Genomic DNA, 16,542 nt, shown 5'->3' with positions numbered 1-16,542 from the left:
GCGAAAACCGTCTGGCATCGCCGTCAGCGGCCGAGCCGCGCGACAATCTCCGCGACCAGCACGCCGGGCACCCGATCGACGGTGACGTGGAACCCGGCTTCGTCGGCATCGAGATCCTCGAGCGTATCCAGCTGGGAGTCCAGGAGAGATGCCGGCATGAAGTGATCCGTCCGCGCCCGCGCTCGGGAGAGCAGCAGTTCTCGCGATCCGGTGAGGTGCACGAAAAGAACCTCCGGTGCGACCGAGCGAATCCGATCACGGTACACGCGCCGCAGCGCACTGCACGCCATCACGAGACCGGTCTCGGATGCCGCACCGAACCGACCGCCGACCGCATCGAGCCATGGCCACCGATCATCGTCGGTGAGCGGCGTGCCGGCGTTCATCTTCGTCCGGTTGGCGTCGGAGTGCAGGTCGTCAGCATCCGCAAACGGCACACTCAGCGCTTCGGCGAGCGCGATGCCAACAGTGGACTTGCCCACGGCCGACACACCCATGACGCAGATCAGTGGAGTGCTCAGCATCATGCTCCTCCTTGTTGGACCACAGATGCGTGCGGCATCCGCTTGCGCATCACCCGGATCGCCTCTGGGCTCTCGTCGACGAGCACGACATCGCGTCCGAGGGCTGATGCCACGGCCCCCGTCGTCCCGGAACCGGCGAACAAGTCGAGCACCCGGTCCCCCGGACGACTCGAAGCCTGCACGATCCGCCGGAGGATCCCCTCGGGCTTCTGCGTCGGATAGCCGGTCTTCTCGCGCCCTGTGGTCGGCACGATCGTGTGCCACCAGACATCGGTGGGAAGCTTCCCGCGCGCGGCTTTCTCGGCGGTGACGAGTCCGGGTGCCATGTAGGGCTCGCGGTCGATGTCGTCGGAGTTGAACACGTGCCCACCAGGCGTCTTCACGTAGACGAGGATCGTGTCGTGCTTGGTCGGCCAGCGGCTGCGCGACTTCGCCCCGTAGTCGTACGCCCAGATCAGCTCGTTGAGGAACGACTCCCGACCGAAGACCGCATCGAGCATGACCTTCGCGTAGTGCGCCTCACGGTAGTCCAGGTGCAGGTACAGCGTGCCGTCGTCGGCGAGCAGCCGCCATGCCTCTTCGAGTCTGGGCATGAGGAAGTCGCCATAGTCGTCGAACCGGTCGTCGTACGTGCGCAGCATCCCCCGCACCCGCTCGTACTCGTGTCCGTGGAACCCGTGCCTGATCTCGCGTGGCTCAGCCGCAGGTTCATAACTCCTCAGAGCTTCGCGGGATTCCTCAAGATCGGTGGCTTCCGCGGCCGGACCTGCTGATTCTTGAGGAGTTGTGCGAGTCCGGCGCGCGGTAACGACCTGCCGGTTCTGCGCGCGACCCGTATTGAACGGCGGATCCAGATACACGAGCGTGAAGGATGCCGACGGCAGCGTCCGCGCGACGGCGAGGTTGTCGCCGTGGATGATCAAGACGGACCCCGTCGGAACGTCCGTCACGGCACGCGATGCAGCCACGCATCGGTGGAGAACTTCGACTCGACGAGGGCTTCGGCATCGGCATACTCGTCGGCGGTGATCGCCCCGTCTTCAGCATCCGTCAGCGAACGGAACGTCGCCGTGAAGCTGTCGATGATCTCCGCTCGGCTGAGCCCCGTCTGCGTGCGCAGCGGGTCGACGCGCTTGGCGGCAGAAGTCGTGCCCTTGTCGCTGATCTTCTCCTTGCCGATCCGCAGCACCTCGGTCATGACCTGGCCGTCGATGTCGTACGAGATCGTCGCGTGGTGCAGCACCCCGCCGTTGGCGAGTCGCTTCTGCGCAGCCCCACCGATCTTGCCGGTCGGACTCGCGATGTCATTGAGCGGCTGGTAGGTCGCATCGACTCCGACCGAGCGCAGCGCCTGCAGCACCCAGTCATCGAGGAACGCGTACGAGTCGGCGAACGTCAGCCCCTGCACGAGCGATGCCGGAACATACAGCGAGTACGTGATGATCTGCCCTGCGGCCATGAGCATCGCCCCACCGCCGGAGATGCGGCGGACGACATCAAAGCCGTGCTTCGCCGCCCCCTCAGGGTCGACCTCGTTGCGGTACGACTGGAACGAGCCGATGACGACGGCGGATTCCTCCCACTCCCAGATCCGCAGCGTCGGACGCCGGCGCCCCTCACCGACGCGCGAGGTGAGCACCTCGTCGAGCGCCAGGTTCATCCGGGGCGAGACGGCCTTCTCGTGCACGATCTCCCAGTCGAAGTCGCGCCATCCCGGAGCGGTCACCAGAGCCCGGCGCACCGCAGTGCCGACAGATTCGGGCGTGAAGCCGAGCAGCTGCGCCCCGGTCGGGAGCGCTGCGCGCACCGCATCGGCGATGACCGTGGCATCCGATTCAGCAGGCAGGCCATTCACCGCCGCGTTGATGTCCTCAAGCGCCGAATCCGGCTCGAGGAAGAAATCGCCAGCCAGACGGAAGTCCGTCAATCGGCCATCAGCGACCTCGACATCGACGACGACGAGCTTTCCACCGGGAACCTTGTACTCACCATGCACGCCTCCAGCTTAAGCCGTCGGCCCTTCGACAGGGTCAGGGATCGGATGCCGGGGGCAGGGATCGGATGCCGGGGTGGATGCGACGCTTCGACTCCCTTCGCTCGCTCACCGCGTTTCGTCTCGCTGGCGCTCGCTCAACGACCGGCCTGGAGACCTCAACGGCCCGCGCTGGAGGCCCGACTCCCCGGCTCAACGGCCCCTACTGGAGGCCGGCACCCAGGCGAGCTCCCGCGGGTCGTTGAGCGAGCGAAGCGAGACGAAACGGGTTGAGCGAGCGAAGCGAGTCGAAACCTCAGGCCGCAGGAACGTGCTTGTCGAGCCAGGCGAGCAGGTCGGCGCGGACCTCCCGCTGTTGCAGCTCGTTGAAGATCTCGTGCCGCGCGTCCGGATAGACCAGCGTCGTGACATCGGTGAAGCCGGAGCGGTTGCGGTAGTCGTCAGCGAGCTTGTGCACGCTCTGCGGGCCGCCGACCGGGTCATCACGGCCGACCATCAACAGAATAGGGAAGTCGTGCGCGCCCTTCGACGAGCTCAGAGCGCGACGCGGCCGCCCGTAAAGCTTCAGCGCTTCGATCGGCCCGAACAGCTTCAGCAGCGGCACGTTTGTCGTGAGTGGATCCTCGTCGAAGGCCTTCCAGACCGCGGGATCGCGGCTGAGCCACTCGTACCCGGTCGCGTCCGTGCTCTCCCACCCCGCGTTCAACGGAGCAGCGTTCAGGTCGCGCGGAGTCAGTCGTGCCGACCCGGAGAGAACCACGGCATCCCACGCCTCAGGGTGGCCGTTCACGAGTTTCTGCGCGAGGAACGATCCCCACGAGTGTCCGAACAGCACGAGGGGAAGGTCCGGATGCTCATCGCGAATGATGCCGGTCAGTTGCCACACGGCATCCACGGCCGCGCGCAGCCCTCCCTTGCCCAGCCGCCCGAGCTTCTCCGGCCCTCCGTGCTGGCGGATGCCGGTACGACCGTGCCCGCGATGATCATCGGCGTATACGAAATATCCGGCACCGGTGAGCGCGGCGATCAGCTTGCCATAGCGTCCCGCGTGCTCGCCGACACCGTGCAGCAACTGCACCACACCACGCGGAGTTCCCTCGGCGGCATGCACGTCGTAGACGATCTCGACGCCGTACGCGTCGGTGAACTCCGAGGTCTGTGCCATGGCTTGAGTCTACGGTCGCCGCAGTCCCGACCCCAGCGCTTCCCGAATCGCGAACGCCGCGTCCCGATCCGTGACGTCGTAACCGCCGACGCCATCCGCCGCCGATCCCATCCGCACGCTGCTGTCGCCGGCGATCGTCCGCTTGGCGGAGAAGTGCAGGGCGTCCACGCCGGTGGCGGCGAGCGCCGCAGCGGATGCCGCATTCACACCGCTTCCCGCCATGATCTCGATCCGTCCGGCTGCCGCCGTCGCCATGGCGCGCAGGGTCTCGACACCGTCGATGGCGGTGGATGCTCCACCCGATGTGAGGATGCGACGAAGACCGAGCCCGATCGCCGTCTGCACGGTCGTGACCGGATCGGCGGTGACGTCGATGGCGCGGTGGAGCGTGACGGATGCTCCACCGGCAGCATCCCGGAGTCGAGACATGGCATCGAGAGCCAGGGCGCCGGAAGCATCCAGAGCTCCGATGACGACACCCGAAGCACCGGCGCGGATCGCGAGCTCGACATCGCGCACCGACACGGCGATCTCGTCTGCGTCGTAGTGGAATCCGCCTGGCCGCGGACGGATCAGCACATGGATCTCCGGGCCGTCCTCCCCCGCGGCATCCAGGGCCCGTTCGAGTGTGGCAGGCGACGGCGTGAGCCCGCCGAGAGCGAGAGCCTGGGTGAGCTCGACGCGTGCCGCGCCGACTTCTCTGGCGATGCGGACTCCGGCGGGATCCTGGACGGCGAGTTCGAGCGCAATGGTCACGGCATCCATTCTGCACCGACCCGGTGGAGCAGACATCGGAAAACTTAGTTAGACTACCTAAGTAATGACTGAACCTGACGACTTGCTCCACTCGACCGCCGTCGATCTCCGCCTCGCGACCTTTCGCCTCGCGCGCCGACTCCGGCGCGAGCGCGCGGTCGACACTCTCAGCGACGCGCACTTCGCCGTCCTGGCCTGCCTGCGCTCCGGGCGTCTACCGATCGGTACGCTCGCGCAGCGCGAGCGGGTGAGCGCCCCCACGATGTCGAATACCGTCGATGCCCTCGCCGAGGCGGGCCTGGTGATCCGAGTCCCCGCCGAAGACGACCGACGTCGCGTCTACATCGAGATCACGGATGCCGGAACCGCGATCGTCACCGCGACCGTGCACAAGCGCGATGCCGCCCTCGCCGACGCTCTCGCCGAGTTCGACTTCAGTGACACACAGCTGCGCACGCTTCGAGAAGCGGCGGCACTGATGCGGAAGGTGGCAGAGCGATGACTGCCATGTTCCGCTCGTTCTCGACGTTCAACTACCGCATCTGGTTTCTCGGCGCCCTCGTCTCCAACGTCGGCGGCTGGATGCAGGCGACCGCACAGGACTGGGTCGTCCTCACCGAGCTCACCGACAACGACGCCACCGCGATGGGCGTCACGATGGCGCTGCAGTTCGGCCCCCCTCTGGTGCTGGTGAGCCTGACCGGATGGGTTGCCGACCGATTCGATCGCCGCAAGATCCTGTTGATCACGCAGACCGTTCTCATGGTTCTCGCCGTCGGTGTCGCAGCGCTCCTACTGACTGGCATCATGACGCTGCCGCTGATGTTTTGCTTCGCGCTTGCCTTCGGCATCACGAACGCGTTCGACGCACCGGCGCGTCAGGCGTTCGTCTCCGACATGGTCTCGCTGGAAGACGCATCCAACGCCGTGGCTCTGAACTCCGCATCGTTCAACATGGCACGCCTGATCGGCCCTGCCGTCGGCGGCCTCCTCATCGTTGCAGTGGGCACGGGGTGGGTGTTCGTCATCAACGCGGCGACATTCCTCGCCATGCTGATCGCGCTCGTGATGATCCGGTCGCGCGAGCTGCTCCCGCGCGTGAAGAGCAGCGGCCGCAACGGGCTCGCTGAAGGCTTCCGCTACGTCTGGGCACGCAGCGACCTCAAGGTCGTATTCGTGATGGTCTTCCTCATCGGCGCGTTCGGCATGAACTTCCCGATCTTCGCCTCCACGATGGCGCTCGAATTCGACCGCGGAGCCGACGGCTACGGCATCCTCAGCTCCGTGCTCGCAATCGGATCACTGGCCGGAGCTCTGCTCGCGGCCCGCCGTGACCGCGCCAGAGTGCGCGTGCTGATCGTCGCGGCAGGACTATTCGGTGTGGCATCCGTCGTCTCGTCGTGGATGCCGGCCTACTGGTCCTATGCCACCGTGCTGATCTTCGTCGGCTTCTCGACCGTGACCATGCTCACGACCGCGAACGGTTACGTCCAGACGACGACCGACCCCGCCCTGCGCGGACGCGTGCTCGCTCTGTACATGGCGGTGGTGATGGGTTCAACGCCCATCGGCGCGCCGATCGCCGGGTGGATCACCGACATCGCGGGGCCTCGCGCGGCCATCCTGTTCGGTGGCATCGCGGGCATCGCCGCCATGGCGATCGGACTCGGCTGGATCATCTTCTCCGGACGCCTGCGGCGCCACGAGACCCGGAGGTTCCGGCTCACGCTCGATGAGACTCTGCCGATCTCGGTGGTGCGGGCCGACCCGGTCGAGTTCAGCGACGAAGTCGCCGCCGCCACAACACCGATCCGCCTTCCGAAGCGCTGACCCGCACGGATCGGGCCGGGCTCACCCCTCCAGCACGAGACGCAGCTGCTCCAGCGCCCAGTCGATCTCGGTCGCGCGGATCACCAGGGGCGGTGCGATGCGGATCGTCTGGCCGTGCGTGTCCTTGACGAGCACACCGCGCGCCATGAGCTTCTCGCTGATCTCACGACCGGTCCCACGAGCGGGGTCGATATCGACGCCCGCCCAGAGCCCGGCGACGCGGATGCCGGTCACGCCGTGACCGCGGAGCTTCTCGAGGCCGTCGGCGAGATGTGCACCGAGCTGGCGGGCGCGCTCCTGGAACTCACCGGTCTCGAGCATCTCGACCACGCGCAGGCCGACGGCCGCGGCCAGCGGGTTGCCGCCGAAGGTCGAGCCGTGCTCGCCAGGACGGATGACCCCGAGCACGTCACGGTTTCCGACAACAGCCGAGACGGGCAGGATGCCGCCGCCGAGCGCCTTGCCGAGCAGATAGAGGTCGGGGACGACGCCCTCGCGATCGCATGCGAAGGTCTCGCCGACCCGGCCGAGCCCTGCCTGGATCTCATCGGCGATGAACAGGACGCCCCGCTCATCGCAGATCTCGCGGATGCGCTTCAGGTAACCGTCCGGCGGGATGATGACGCCGGCCTCGCCCTGGATCGGCTCGACGAGCACAGCGGCCGTCTCCGCCGTGATGGCTGCGGCGATGGCATCCGCATCTCCGTAGGGCACGGCGTCGAAGCCGGGCGTGAACGGACCGAAGCCGTCACGCGCGGTGTCGTCGTCGCTGAAGCTGACGATCGTGGTCGTGCGGCCGTGGAAGTTGCCCGCGGCGACCACGATCCGGGCCTCGCCGGGAGCGATCCCCTTCACGCGGTAGCCCCAGGCGCGGGCGACCTTGATGCCGGTCTCCACGGCCTCGGCGCCGGTGTTCATCGGCAGCACGAGCTCCTTGCCGCACAGCCGCGCGAGCGCGGCCGCGAACGGCTCGAGCTGGTCGTTCGTGAACGCGCGGCTGGTGAGCGTGACGCGCCCCAGCTGCTGGATCGTCGCCTCGACGAGATCCGGATGCCGGTGACCGAAGTTCACGGCCGAATACGCCGCAAGCAGGTCGAGGTAACGCTTGCCCTCGGTGTCGGTGACCCAGACGCCCTCGGCGGTAGATATCGTCACCGGCAGCGGGCTGTAGTTCTCCGCGACATGCGCCTCGGGCGTGGTCGTCATTTCGTGCCGCGCAGCTCGAGCGTGCAGCACTTGATTCCGCCGCCGCCGAGCAACAGCTCGGACAGGTCGACCATGATCGGGTTGTAGCCGCGCTCGCGCAGCTGCTTCTCGAACCCGGTAGCCCGCGGCGAGATGATGACGTTGTATCCGTCGCTCGCGGAGTTCAACCCGAACACCGAGCCGTCCTCGTCCGACACGTGAATCGCGTCGGGGAAGCGCTCCTCCAGAATCGCGCGGCTCGCGTCATCGAAGGCACCGGGCAGGTAGGCGATGTTGGCCTTCTCCGGCCCGCCGTTCTCCGCGCCTTCGACGGGGTCCAGCACGGTGAGCGCGGTGTCGAGGTGGTAGAAACGCGGGTCGACGAGTGTGAGCGAGACGACCTCGCGGCCGAAGACATCAGCAACCTCGCGGTGGCTGTCGCCGGCCGAACGGAAGCCCGTGCCGGCGAGAATCGTGTCGCCGACGAGCAGGAAGTCGCCCTCGCCCTCGTTGACCTCTTCCGGTATGACGGTGTCGAAGCCGTTCGCACGGAACCAGTCCGCGAATGCGGGGGCCTCACCGGCGCGCTGCTCGAAATAGAACTTCGGTACGTACGCGCGGTTGTCGATGAGGAAGCCGCCATTGGCGGTGTAGACCATATCGGGGTAGCCGGCCAGCGGCTCGATGAGCTCGACCTCGTGACCGAGCTCGACGTACAGATCGTAAAGCTTCTGCCACTGCGCGACCGCCTTGGCCGTGTCCGTGGGGCGAGCGGGCTCCATCCACGGGTTGATCTTGTAGCTGACCGTGAAATGCTCCGGCCGGCACATCAGGTACCGGCGGTGCTGCGCGGTACGCCCTTCGACAGGCTCAGAGACCGTGGCGGTGGCGGTGGTGGTTTCAGTCGTCGACATCATGCTCCTTGGGAGGGACGCGGCGGACGCTGTCCAGGGGCCCGGCGGAAGTTCGACCCGCCGCTCAGGGGAGCGGAAGGGGAAGATGCGCTGCGAGCACGCCGGTCTTATTCTGACATCCGGTCCTGGAAGTTCGCCACCCTGCGGTCAGAGTGTGAGCGGATCGAGTCGGCGGATGCCGGGGATGCCGTCGAACGCGGGATCCGAGGATGCGATCGTTTCGATGCCGTACGCCAGCGCCGTTGCCACATGAACGGCGTCGCGGCCACGGACATGCGTCGCCTCGATGAGCGAGAGCGCTGTCTCCAAAACCTCGTGATCGAAGTTCAGAAGTATGAAGGATCGACTCATCTCGCGAGCTTCCGCCACGGCCTGATGGCGATCTGCCCTGCGCATTCGATGAAACACGACTTCCTGAATCATCTCCGTGCTGGCGTAGGCGCGACCGCTCCCGCTCCACACGCTACGAAGAAAAGAACGCGCCTTGTCGCGATGCGGCTCGGACCGTCCCAGCGCATGAAGCACCACTGTCGAATCGATGAGCACCGCTCGTTCGCTCATCGGAATGATCCGATCCGTCACGGGATCTCCCGCAGGGAAGGTCGATCCAGCAGATCCTCCTTGTGGAGCGCCCATTCCTTCGGTGTCATCGCGGGTTCGTCGTGCTGATCAGCACGCTCGAACAGTCGATCGAGCGCTGCCAAAGCGTCTGATCGCTTGCGGTCCATCCACCCATCAACAGCCTGCCGGACGTATGCTCCAACGCTCAGACGCTCCGCCGTCGCCTCCGCCTCCAGCCGCGCATACTGCTCGGCCGAGAACAGCACCTGAACCCGCTTCTCCAAAGTAGCCATACGTCCATGGTACGCCGACCTGCACATGCATGTGCAGGTATGTGCATATCGATGCCGCTCACTCTCGCCCGAGCACGACGACCTTGCCGACGGTGCGACCGGACTCCAGCCGCGTGAGGCCCGTGACCGCGGCATCCCACGGCAGCACCTGCTCGATGACCGGCGCGACCCGCTCTTCGGCGACGAGCGCGACGAGCTGCTCGTTGACCTCACGCTTGGGCATCGCCATGACCATGCGGATGCGACGGCGCGAGCCGATCGACAGGAAGATCGCGCGCAGCATCCGCGGGATCGGCCCGAGAAACCGGCCGCCCCCGCCGCCGACCATCGCGACGACGCCGGCCGGCGACAGCAGTCGCTTCAGACGTCTCAGCGAAGTGCCACCGGCAATGTCGATGATCGCGTCGAAGGATGCCGGAATGCTCGACACTTCGGTGGTCCGATAGTCGAAGGTGCGCGTGGCGCCGAGCGATTCGACGAGGGCACGGTTCGCCTCACCGCACGTCGCCCACACCTCGGCACCCCGAAGAGCGGCAAGCTGCACAGTGAAAGTGCCCACTCCTCCGGATGCCCCGATGACGAGAACACGGTGGCCCTCATGGACGCCGGCCACGTCAAGTGCCTGCACGGCCGTGCCGCCGGAGATCGGCAGCGTCGCCGCAACCTCGGGTGTCACCCCGGCGGGACGTGTGGCCAGCCGATCGACGCGGGCGACTGCGAACGGTGCGAGACCACCACCGGCATCCAACTCGACCACCGCCTCGTCACCGATGCGACCCTGATCGACGTCGGGTCCGACGGCGACGACGGTACCGGCGACATCCATGCCGCGGATCGGCTGCCGGGGCCGCCGTATACCGAACATCGGTCGCACCAGTACGGGATCGCCGAGCATGACCCGCACATCGGCTGCGTTGAGAGCCGTCGCGCGCACGCGCAGCAGTACTTCGCCCGGTCCGGGTGAGGGCGTCGGCACGACTTCCTGCCGCATGCCGCTGGCTGCCCCGTACTCGTCGTTCACCCATGCGGGCATGGTGGTGGTCGGCCCCTGAGCCTGTCGAAGGGTCGTGGTGTCCATATCAATCCTCCGAGGTGTGAGACGGGTACTGGAAGAGATCGTCGATGCCGACCTCGAACGCACGGGCGATCTGGAAGGCGAGCTCGAGCGTGGGCGAGTACTTTCCCTGCTCGATAGCGATGAGCGTCTGGCGGGTCACGCCGATCTGTCGCGCGAGATCGGCCTGCGTGACGCCGGCCTCTTCGCGGCGCGTGCGGATGCTGTTGGTGACAAGGGTGGGCTTGACCATCAGACAAGGCCCCGGCGGTACGCGATGACGCGGGCGATGCCGCCGATGAACGCGGCCACGGCGAAGCCGAAAAACATCGTGTTCGCGATCCAGAACACATCCGCCCCCACTGCGCAGAGCAGGATCACTCCGAGCCCGGCGATCGTGAGGAACGCGGACTCGACGCGGCCCCCCAGGCGACTGATGTCCGTGTCGCGCATGTCCGACGTCGTCGCCGAATCCCGATCACGGATACCGACGGCGATCCCCCAGAAGATCGTGATGAGGATGGTGAGCACGATGCCGCCGCCGATCGTCCACAGCATGAGCGGGAACCAGTCGACGGCGGTGAGATCACCACCGGCGGCTCGCGAGAGCACCAGTGCGATGTACACACCCATAGTGACGACGGAGACGATGAGCCCCGCCCAAGCCGCGCGTTCGTGATAGACCATGACGACCTCCGGATGTAAAAGATTCTTGACACCCTGAAGGTACTGCGCCCGACACGGGCATGTCAAGAATCTTTTACACTGAGATCAGTCTTCGTCCGGTGCGCCGAACAGCCCCTTACCCTCGGCGTGCAGCAGGTTGTACGCCTCGATGAATGTCTGCGGCTGCTGCGACTCAGGCAGCCCAGCACGCACGAGCAGCAGTCCCAGCAACCCGCGCGCGGGCGGCGTGAGCGGCTTATCCGCATGCGCGTGCGCGGGGTGCGCCGGTGTCTCTTCCGGGTTGTCCGGAGTGAACGACGGACTCGTCGTCGGCCAGTCGGAGGGATGCCGGGGCTTTTCCAGGTTGATCACGCCGAACAGATCATTCGCCGTAGCATCCCGGCGGGTGAGCGGTTTCAGGCCGTGCAGCCGGTTCAGGGTCGAGACCACCGAGCCGTGGTGCATCTGGTCGTTGATGATCGTGCCGGCGCGGGTGTACGCCGACACGGCGATCGCCGGCACGCGGCATCCGAGCCGGTCGAATTCGAACCCCATCTCCCCTGCTCCGGACTGGTCGGGAGGCGTGGCATCCGGCGGCGGAACGTGGTCATAGGTTCCGCCGTGCTCGTCGAAGGTGATCAGCAGCAGAGTGTTCACGGCGTTCGACCCATCGGGGGTCGCACTCGTGCGGATCGCCGAGTAGATGTCGTGGACGAGCTCATCGCCTGCGCGCACATCGGAGTACGCGCTGTTGATCACATCGGATCCTTCGACATCGCTCTCGTGCAGGCGCCCGAACGGCGGGTGGAAGTCGTTGTGGTTGTAGATCATGCGCGGTTCGATGAACGCGTACGCCGGCAGCTCTCCGTGCTCGACGTCGGCGTAGAAGTCGTCCATCGTCCCGAAGTGCTCCGTGCGCCAGAACTTCTCCAGCACCGGCGCGTGCAGCACACCGGTGAAGGAGACCATCTGCAGTTCGTCGAAGTAGATCTTCCAGGGGATGCCGGCATCTTCGAGCCTGTTGAAGATCGTCGGCGCCTTCGGGGCATCCAACCACTTGTCGTACCCGCCGCCCTGCTTGTTCGTGACGAACCCGTGCGAGGTGGAGGCATGGAAGAAGGACCGGTTGCAGAACGTCTGCGAGGGCACGGCGCAGAACCAGTTGTCGAACACGGCGAACTCGCGTGCCAGGGTCGACAGCGTCGGCAGCATCTCCGGGGAGAACGATCCCATGATGTGCTTGGCCTGCTCTGCGGTGGCGCGCTCGCCCTTCTTCAGCCGGCTGAAGTTGCTGATGTAGTCCTCGAGGAACCCACCCATCGTGGGCTGCTCGCCATGCTGCGGCATGTTGTACGGATGCTGCATCTGACCGACCGGAATGCCGAAGTTGCCGGGCGGCTCGATCGTGCCGAAGATCTGCGTGTTGACGTGCGGGTACTCTTCGCCCGGATCCGGATCGGGGAACGTCATGATGCGGTCGGTCGGCCCGTTGTACACGTGCGCAGCGACGGTCGTGCCGTCAGATGCGGTGTTCGTGTAGTCCCCGAAGTCGACGCCGTCGAAGTCTTGCCCCTCGGGGAGATTCTCTTTCGTGTACAGATAGCCGAGGATGTTGTCGAAGGATCGATTCTCGCCCATCACGACGACGATGTGGTCGAACCCGGGAGCATGCCGCGGAGAGAGCGCGCCGTAATCGTCGGCGGCTTCCGCGAAGCCCTCCTGCTGTCCGATCGCATAGCCGGCTGCGGCACCCGCACCGCCACCCACCAGGGCGCCGGCTGCCGCCATTCCCCCGAACCGGAGGAAGTCGCGGCGTGATCTTCGGGAGTCCGGGGTCGCGTCGCCCTCACTCGAGTCCATGTCCGAAATCCTACTGATGCCCGGGGCACTCAGATGATGTCGGCGCTCCAGTCGTCGGGGTTGCCGAAGCGGTGCGCCGTGATCGCGATCGCCTGCTCGTGCAGGAAGGTCAGCAGCTCGATGCGCCCGGCCGATGTCACCTCGCCGTCGTAGACCGCGAGGTCCGGGTCACCCTCCACGGCATCGGCGAGTGCGCGATGCACAGCGGCGACAGCATCCCCCGGCCCCACCAGCCGCACCCGCGGGGCGGTGGGGGAAGCGTCGGCGAGCAGCGCGTCGTCGCCGCTCCTGCTCATCCGATCGATCCACTCCTCATCGCTCTCCACCGCGATCCCGATGCGCAGTTCGGACAGCGCACGGCGCACCTCTGCGGGCAAGCCGACGGGCGTCGAGAGGAAGAATTTCGAACCGGTGCGGATGCCGGCGATCACGACGCGCAGCAGCTCGTGCCACCCGGCATCCCCGACCGCCCGGATCATCACCGGCAGAGGACGATATCGGAAGAGGTTCCGCTCGATGCCGAGCTGAGAGACGTCCCGCACCTGCCCGAATTCGCGGTCCCAGGCGACGGCATCCGACAGCGCCGCCCTGCGCAGCCATTCGAAGCTCTCGAAGTCGAGGGACGGCTGCGCCGATTCGATGAGGTCGGTGATGCGCGAATCGAGCCCGCGCAGGTGCAGTGTGCTCGATGCTGCACCGCTGCCGCGCGAGCGCCACCTGCCGAGCCCGATGAGGTAGTTCGGACCACCCGCCTTCGTGCCGGGTCCGACGGATGACCTCTTCCAGCCGCCGAAGGGCTGACGCTGCACGATGGCACCGGTGATGCCGCGATTGACGTAGAGATTTCCCGCCTGGACGCGATCGAGCCAGACGGCGAGGTCGTCCGGATCCTGGGTGTGCAGCCCCGCAGTGAGCCCGTACTCGACGGCGTTCTGCATACCGATCGCGTGCTCGAGGGTCGATGCGTGCATGATGCCGAGCACCGGACCGAAGAACTCCTCCATGTGGAAGCGCGACCCCGACTGGACACCGATGCGCACACCGGGATGCCACAGCCGCCCGGTCTCATCGCCGGCGACCGGTGATGGCTTGATCACCCAACGCTCGTCCCCCTCGAGTTCGCTCAGCACCCAGGCGAGCTTGCCCTGCGGCTTCTCGATCACGGGTCCGAGGTCGGCGAGCGCCTCCGTCGGCCAGTCGACGCGCAGCGACCGCACAGCATCCACCAACTGACGCGCGAAGCGCTTGGAACGCCCGATCGGGCCGACGAGGATCGCCAGCGAGGCGGCCGAGCACTTCTGTCCGGCATGCCCGAACGCGCTCTTGACGAGGTCGGCGACGGCGAGGTCGAGGTCGGCCGAGGGCGTGATGACGATCGCGTTCTTGCCGCTGGTCTCGGCGAGCAGAGGCAGGTCCGGGCGCCACGAGCGGAACAGGGCCGCGGTGTCCCACGAACCGGTGAGGATGACACGATCCACCTGCTCGTGCGCGATCAGGTGCTGGCCGAGATCGCCCTCCTCGATGTCGACGAGCGCGAGCACATCGCGCGGGATGCCGGCTTCCCACAGCGCCTCCGCGATGACTGCCGCGCAGCGGCGAGCCTGCGGCGCAGGCTTGAAGATGACGCCCGAGCCCGCGGCGAGCGCGGCGAGCACTCCGCCGGCCGGAATCGCCAGCGGAAAGTTCCACGGGGGTGCGACGACCGTGAGCCGGGCCGGTTCGAAGGCGGCTCCGGTCACAGCATCCAGCTCGCGCGCCTTGGCTCCGTAGTAGCGCGCGAAGTCGACAGCCTCGCTGACTTCGATGTCGGCTTCGGCGAGCACCTTGCCGGTCTCCGATGCCGCGACCTCGATCAGCTCGGCGCGGCGCGATTCGAGGGCGGCGGCGGCACGCAGCAGCACTTCGGCGCGCTCGGCCGCAGGACGGGCGCCCCAGGTGGGGGCGGTCGATACGACCCGGTCGATGATCTCATCCAGCAGAGTCGCATCATCGACGCGCGCGGCGCGGAGGGCGTCATCTCCGGCGGTCGATTCTGCGATGCGGGCCCGGATGCTGTGCGCCCACTCACGGTTCGCCGGCAGGGCAGGGTCGCTGTCAGCGGTATTGGAGAAGCCGGGCGCTCCGGCCGAATCCGTATCGACCTCGTGCCGAGAGTAGACGGCGGTCTCCACGAACGCATCGTCGCTGGCCGAGCCGCTGCCGAACTTGCCGTCGAAGTCGCTGCCGGATCCGCGGCTGGAGCCGCGTGCGATTCCGAGCACGGCCTGGGTGAGGTCTGCGGGGTCGACCTCGGCCTGCGTCGTCGGACGCAGTGATTCGTGCACCGGGGTCTGCCGATTCTGCAGGCGAAACGGCACGGCGCGCAGGGTCGGGTCGCTCGAGCGCTCGAGCGCGCGCAGGAATCGGTCGCGCTCTCGGGCGAGCAGCGACGCATCATCGTGCAGGTGGAATGCGGCGGAGAGGAAGTTGTCGTGCTCGGCGTTCTCCTCGAGTCGGCGCACGAGGTAGCTGATGGCGACATCGAATTCTGCGGGCTTGACGACCGGAACGTACAACAGCACCGGACCGACCTCACGAGAGACCGCCTGCACCTGTCCCTGCGCCATCCCGAGGAGCATCTCGAACTCCACACCGTCCCGGACGTCGCGCTCGCCGGCGAGCAGCCAGGCGTACGCGATGCCGAACAGGTTGTGCCCGGCGACACCGATGCGGACGGCGGTGATGTTCTCCGGACGCATCGCCTCATCGAGCACCCGGAGGTAGTTCGCGTCCGTGTCGAGCTTGGTCTCATAGGTGGCCTGCGGCCACCCGTGCATCGCAGCATCCACCCGTTCCATCGGCAGGTTCGCGCCCTTGACGAGCCGCACCTTGATCGCCGCTCCCCCGTGCTCGACGCGACCCTTCGCCCACGCGGTCAGCTCGCGCATCGCGCCGAGCGAATCGGGCAGGTACGCCTGCAGGACGATACCGGCCTCCAGCAGCGGGAGGCGCGGGTCCTCGAGGATGCGCGTGAACACCGCGATCGTCAGGTCGAGATCGCGGTACTCCTCCATGTCGAGATTGATGAACGTGCCGGTCCGGGCTGCGGTGATGTACAGGGGCGTCAGCCGCGTGACGACAGCATCGACGACCTCATCGAACGCCCACATCGACAGGTGGCTCATCACGGACGAGACCTTCACCGACACGTAATCGACATCGTCGCGGCGGATGAGATCGTGGATGCCGTCGAGCCGCCGCTTCGCTTCATCCTCGCCGAGCACGGCTTCACCGAGCAGGTTGAGATTCAGCCGCGCGTTCCCGGTGGTGCGGAGCTTCTCGATCGCGGCACCGAGCTTGGCCGGGCGTGCATCGACGACGAGGTGCCCGACCATTTCGCGCAGCACGCGCCGCGCGATCGGTACGACGGGAGAGGGCAGCACCGGAGCGAGTCCGCCACCGAGCCGCACCGCACCGCGCAGGTACCAGGGCAGGAACTCGGGCACGATCGGAGCGATTCGATGCAGCCCGGATGCCGCGGCAGACAGACTCTCGGGGCGCATCACGCCATCGACGAAACCGAGTGTGAACGGCAGACCGTTCTTGTCCTGCAGGACATCGGCGAGGCGGGCGGCGGCGGGATCGACTTCGGCATCGGATGCTTCGACGATCCAGCGCTGAGCGAGCTCGACCGCACGGTCGGAGAGTGATGCGTTACTCGCGGGCGACACTGACATGAGATCAGCCTAGGTTCGACTGCCC

At 66.8% G+C, this 16,542-nt stretch carries 16 protein-coding genes; 2 read left to right on the top strand and 14 right to left on the bottom strand.

Going from position 1 to position 16,542, the window contains the following annotated elements; translation table 11 throughout:
• Nucleotides 1-23: 23 nt before the first annotated feature.
• From ACTIAO_RS05925 to ACTIAO_RS05905, 5 genes are all read right to left on the bottom strand, one after another.
• Nucleotides 24-527, bottom strand: a complete 504-nt coding sequence (locus ACTIAO_RS05925; protein ID WP_441905351.1) for a gluconokinase — start codon at nucleotides 525-527, stop codon at nucleotides 24-26.
• On the bottom strand, nucleotides 524-1,492 hold the full coding sequence (locus ACTIAO_RS05920) for a DNA-methyltransferase (RefSeq protein WP_441905350.1): 969 nt from the start codon (nucleotides 1,490-1,492) through the stop codon (nucleotides 524-526). Before ACTIAO_RS05920 ends, ACTIAO_RS05925 begins: the two co-directional genes overlap by 4 nt.
• On the bottom strand, nucleotides 1,471-2,520 hold the full coding sequence (locus ACTIAO_RS05915; protein WP_441905349.1) for a lipoate--protein ligase family protein: 1,050 nt from the start codon (nucleotides 2,518-2,520) through the stop codon (nucleotides 1,471-1,473). The genes ACTIAO_RS05920 and ACTIAO_RS05915 overlap by 22 nt, the downstream gene beginning before the upstream one ends.
• A 292-nt stretch (nucleotides 2,521-2,812) precedes the next feature.
• Complete coding sequence (locus ACTIAO_RS05910) at nucleotides 2,813-3,682, bottom strand: alpha/beta fold hydrolase (protein WP_441905348.1); 870 nt, start codon at nucleotides 3,680-3,682, stop codon at nucleotides 2,813-2,815.
• A 9-nt stretch (nucleotides 3,683-3,691) separates the two neighbouring features.
• A complete protein-coding gene (locus ACTIAO_RS05905; protein WP_441905347.1) occupies nucleotides 3,692-4,447 on the bottom strand; it encodes a copper homeostasis protein CutC in 756 nt (251 codons plus the stop codon).
• A 55-nt stretch (nucleotides 4,448-4,502) separates the two neighbouring features.
• Here ACTIAO_RS05905 and ACTIAO_RS05900 point away from each other — a divergent pair, with 55 nt between their 5' ends.
• A complete protein-coding gene (locus tag ACTIAO_RS05900; RefSeq protein ID WP_441905346.1) occupies nucleotides 4,503-4,940 on the top strand; it encodes a MarR family winged helix-turn-helix transcriptional regulator in 438 nt (145 codons plus the stop codon).
• A gap of 5 nt (nucleotides 4,941-4,945) precedes the next feature.
• Complete coding sequence (locus ACTIAO_RS05895) at nucleotides 4,946-6,268, top strand: MFS transporter (RefSeq protein WP_441905363.1); 1,323 nt, start codon at nucleotides 4,946-4,948, stop codon at nucleotides 6,266-6,268.
• Between the two features lie 21 nt (nucleotides 6,269-6,289).
• Here ACTIAO_RS05895 and rocD read toward each other — a convergent pair whose 3' ends face one another.
• The 9 genes from rocD to ACTIAO_RS05850 all read right to left on the bottom strand — a co-directional run bounded on the left by rocD (nucleotide 6,290) and on the right by ACTIAO_RS05850 (nucleotide 16,517).
• Nucleotides 6,290-7,474 (bottom strand): ornithine--oxo-acid transaminase, encoded by a 1,185-nt coding sequence (rocD, locus tag ACTIAO_RS05890; RefSeq protein ID WP_441905345.1) that lies wholly within the window; start codon nucleotides 7,472-7,474, stop codon nucleotides 6,290-6,292.
• The gene (gene ddaH, locus ACTIAO_RS05885) at nucleotides 7,471-8,367 is read right to left on the bottom strand and encodes a dimethylargininase (protein ID WP_441905344.1); all 897 of its coding nucleotides are present in this window, start codon (nucleotides 8,365-8,367) and stop codon (nucleotides 7,471-7,473) included. Before ddaH ends, rocD begins: the two co-directional genes overlap by 4 nt.
• Nucleotides 8,368-8,514: 147 nt before the next feature.
• Nucleotides 8,515-8,928, bottom strand: coding sequence for a type II toxin-antitoxin system VapC family toxin (locus ACTIAO_RS05880; protein WP_441905343.1), 414 nt, complete (start codon nucleotides 8,926-8,928; stop codon nucleotides 8,515-8,517).
• Nucleotides 8,929-8,945: 17 nt separating this feature from the next.
• Nucleotides 8,946-9,221, bottom strand: coding sequence for a hypothetical protein (locus tag ACTIAO_RS05875; RefSeq protein ID WP_441905342.1), 276 nt, complete (start codon nucleotides 9,219-9,221; stop codon nucleotides 8,946-8,948).
• A gap of 58 nt (nucleotides 9,222-9,279) precedes the next feature.
• Nucleotides 9,280-10,299 carry an NAD(P)-dependent alcohol dehydrogenase gene (locus tag ACTIAO_RS05870; RefSeq protein ID WP_441905341.1) on the bottom strand — a complete coding sequence of 340 codons (1,020 nt, stop codon included), beginning with the start codon at nucleotides 10,297-10,299 and terminating at the stop codon, nucleotides 9,280-9,282.
• 1 nt (nucleotide 10,300) lies between these two features.
• Nucleotides 10,301-10,528, bottom strand: a complete 228-nt coding sequence (locus ACTIAO_RS05865) for a helix-turn-helix transcriptional regulator (protein ID WP_441905340.1) — start codon at nucleotides 10,526-10,528, stop codon at nucleotides 10,301-10,303.
• Entirely contained in the window at nucleotides 10,528-10,962 is a 435-nt protein-coding gene (locus ACTIAO_RS05860) for a hypothetical protein (RefSeq protein WP_441905339.1), read from the bottom strand. Before ACTIAO_RS05860 ends, ACTIAO_RS05865 begins: the two co-directional genes overlap by 1 nt.
• Nucleotides 10,963-11,046: 84 nt before the next feature.
• Nucleotides 11,047-12,801, bottom strand: a complete 1,755-nt coding sequence (locus ACTIAO_RS05855) for an alkaline phosphatase family protein (protein ID WP_441905338.1) — start codon at nucleotides 12,799-12,801, stop codon at nucleotides 11,047-11,049.
• Nucleotides 12,802-12,830: 29 nt separating this feature from the next.
• On the bottom strand, nucleotides 12,831-16,517 hold the full coding sequence (locus tag ACTIAO_RS05850; RefSeq protein WP_441905337.1) for a proline dehydrogenase family protein: 3,687 nt from the start codon (nucleotides 16,515-16,517) through the stop codon (nucleotides 12,831-12,833).
• Nucleotides 16,518-16,542 lie beyond the last annotated feature (25 nt).

The sequence above is a fragment of the Microbacterium sp. genome (assembly GCF_052099035.1).
Classification (GTDB): domain Bacteria; phylum Actinomycetota; class Actinomycetes; order Actinomycetales; family Microbacteriaceae; genus Microbacterium.
The sequence above is the reverse complement of the archived record's forward strand: the minus strand, read 5'-3'. Positions and strand labels throughout refer to the sequence as shown.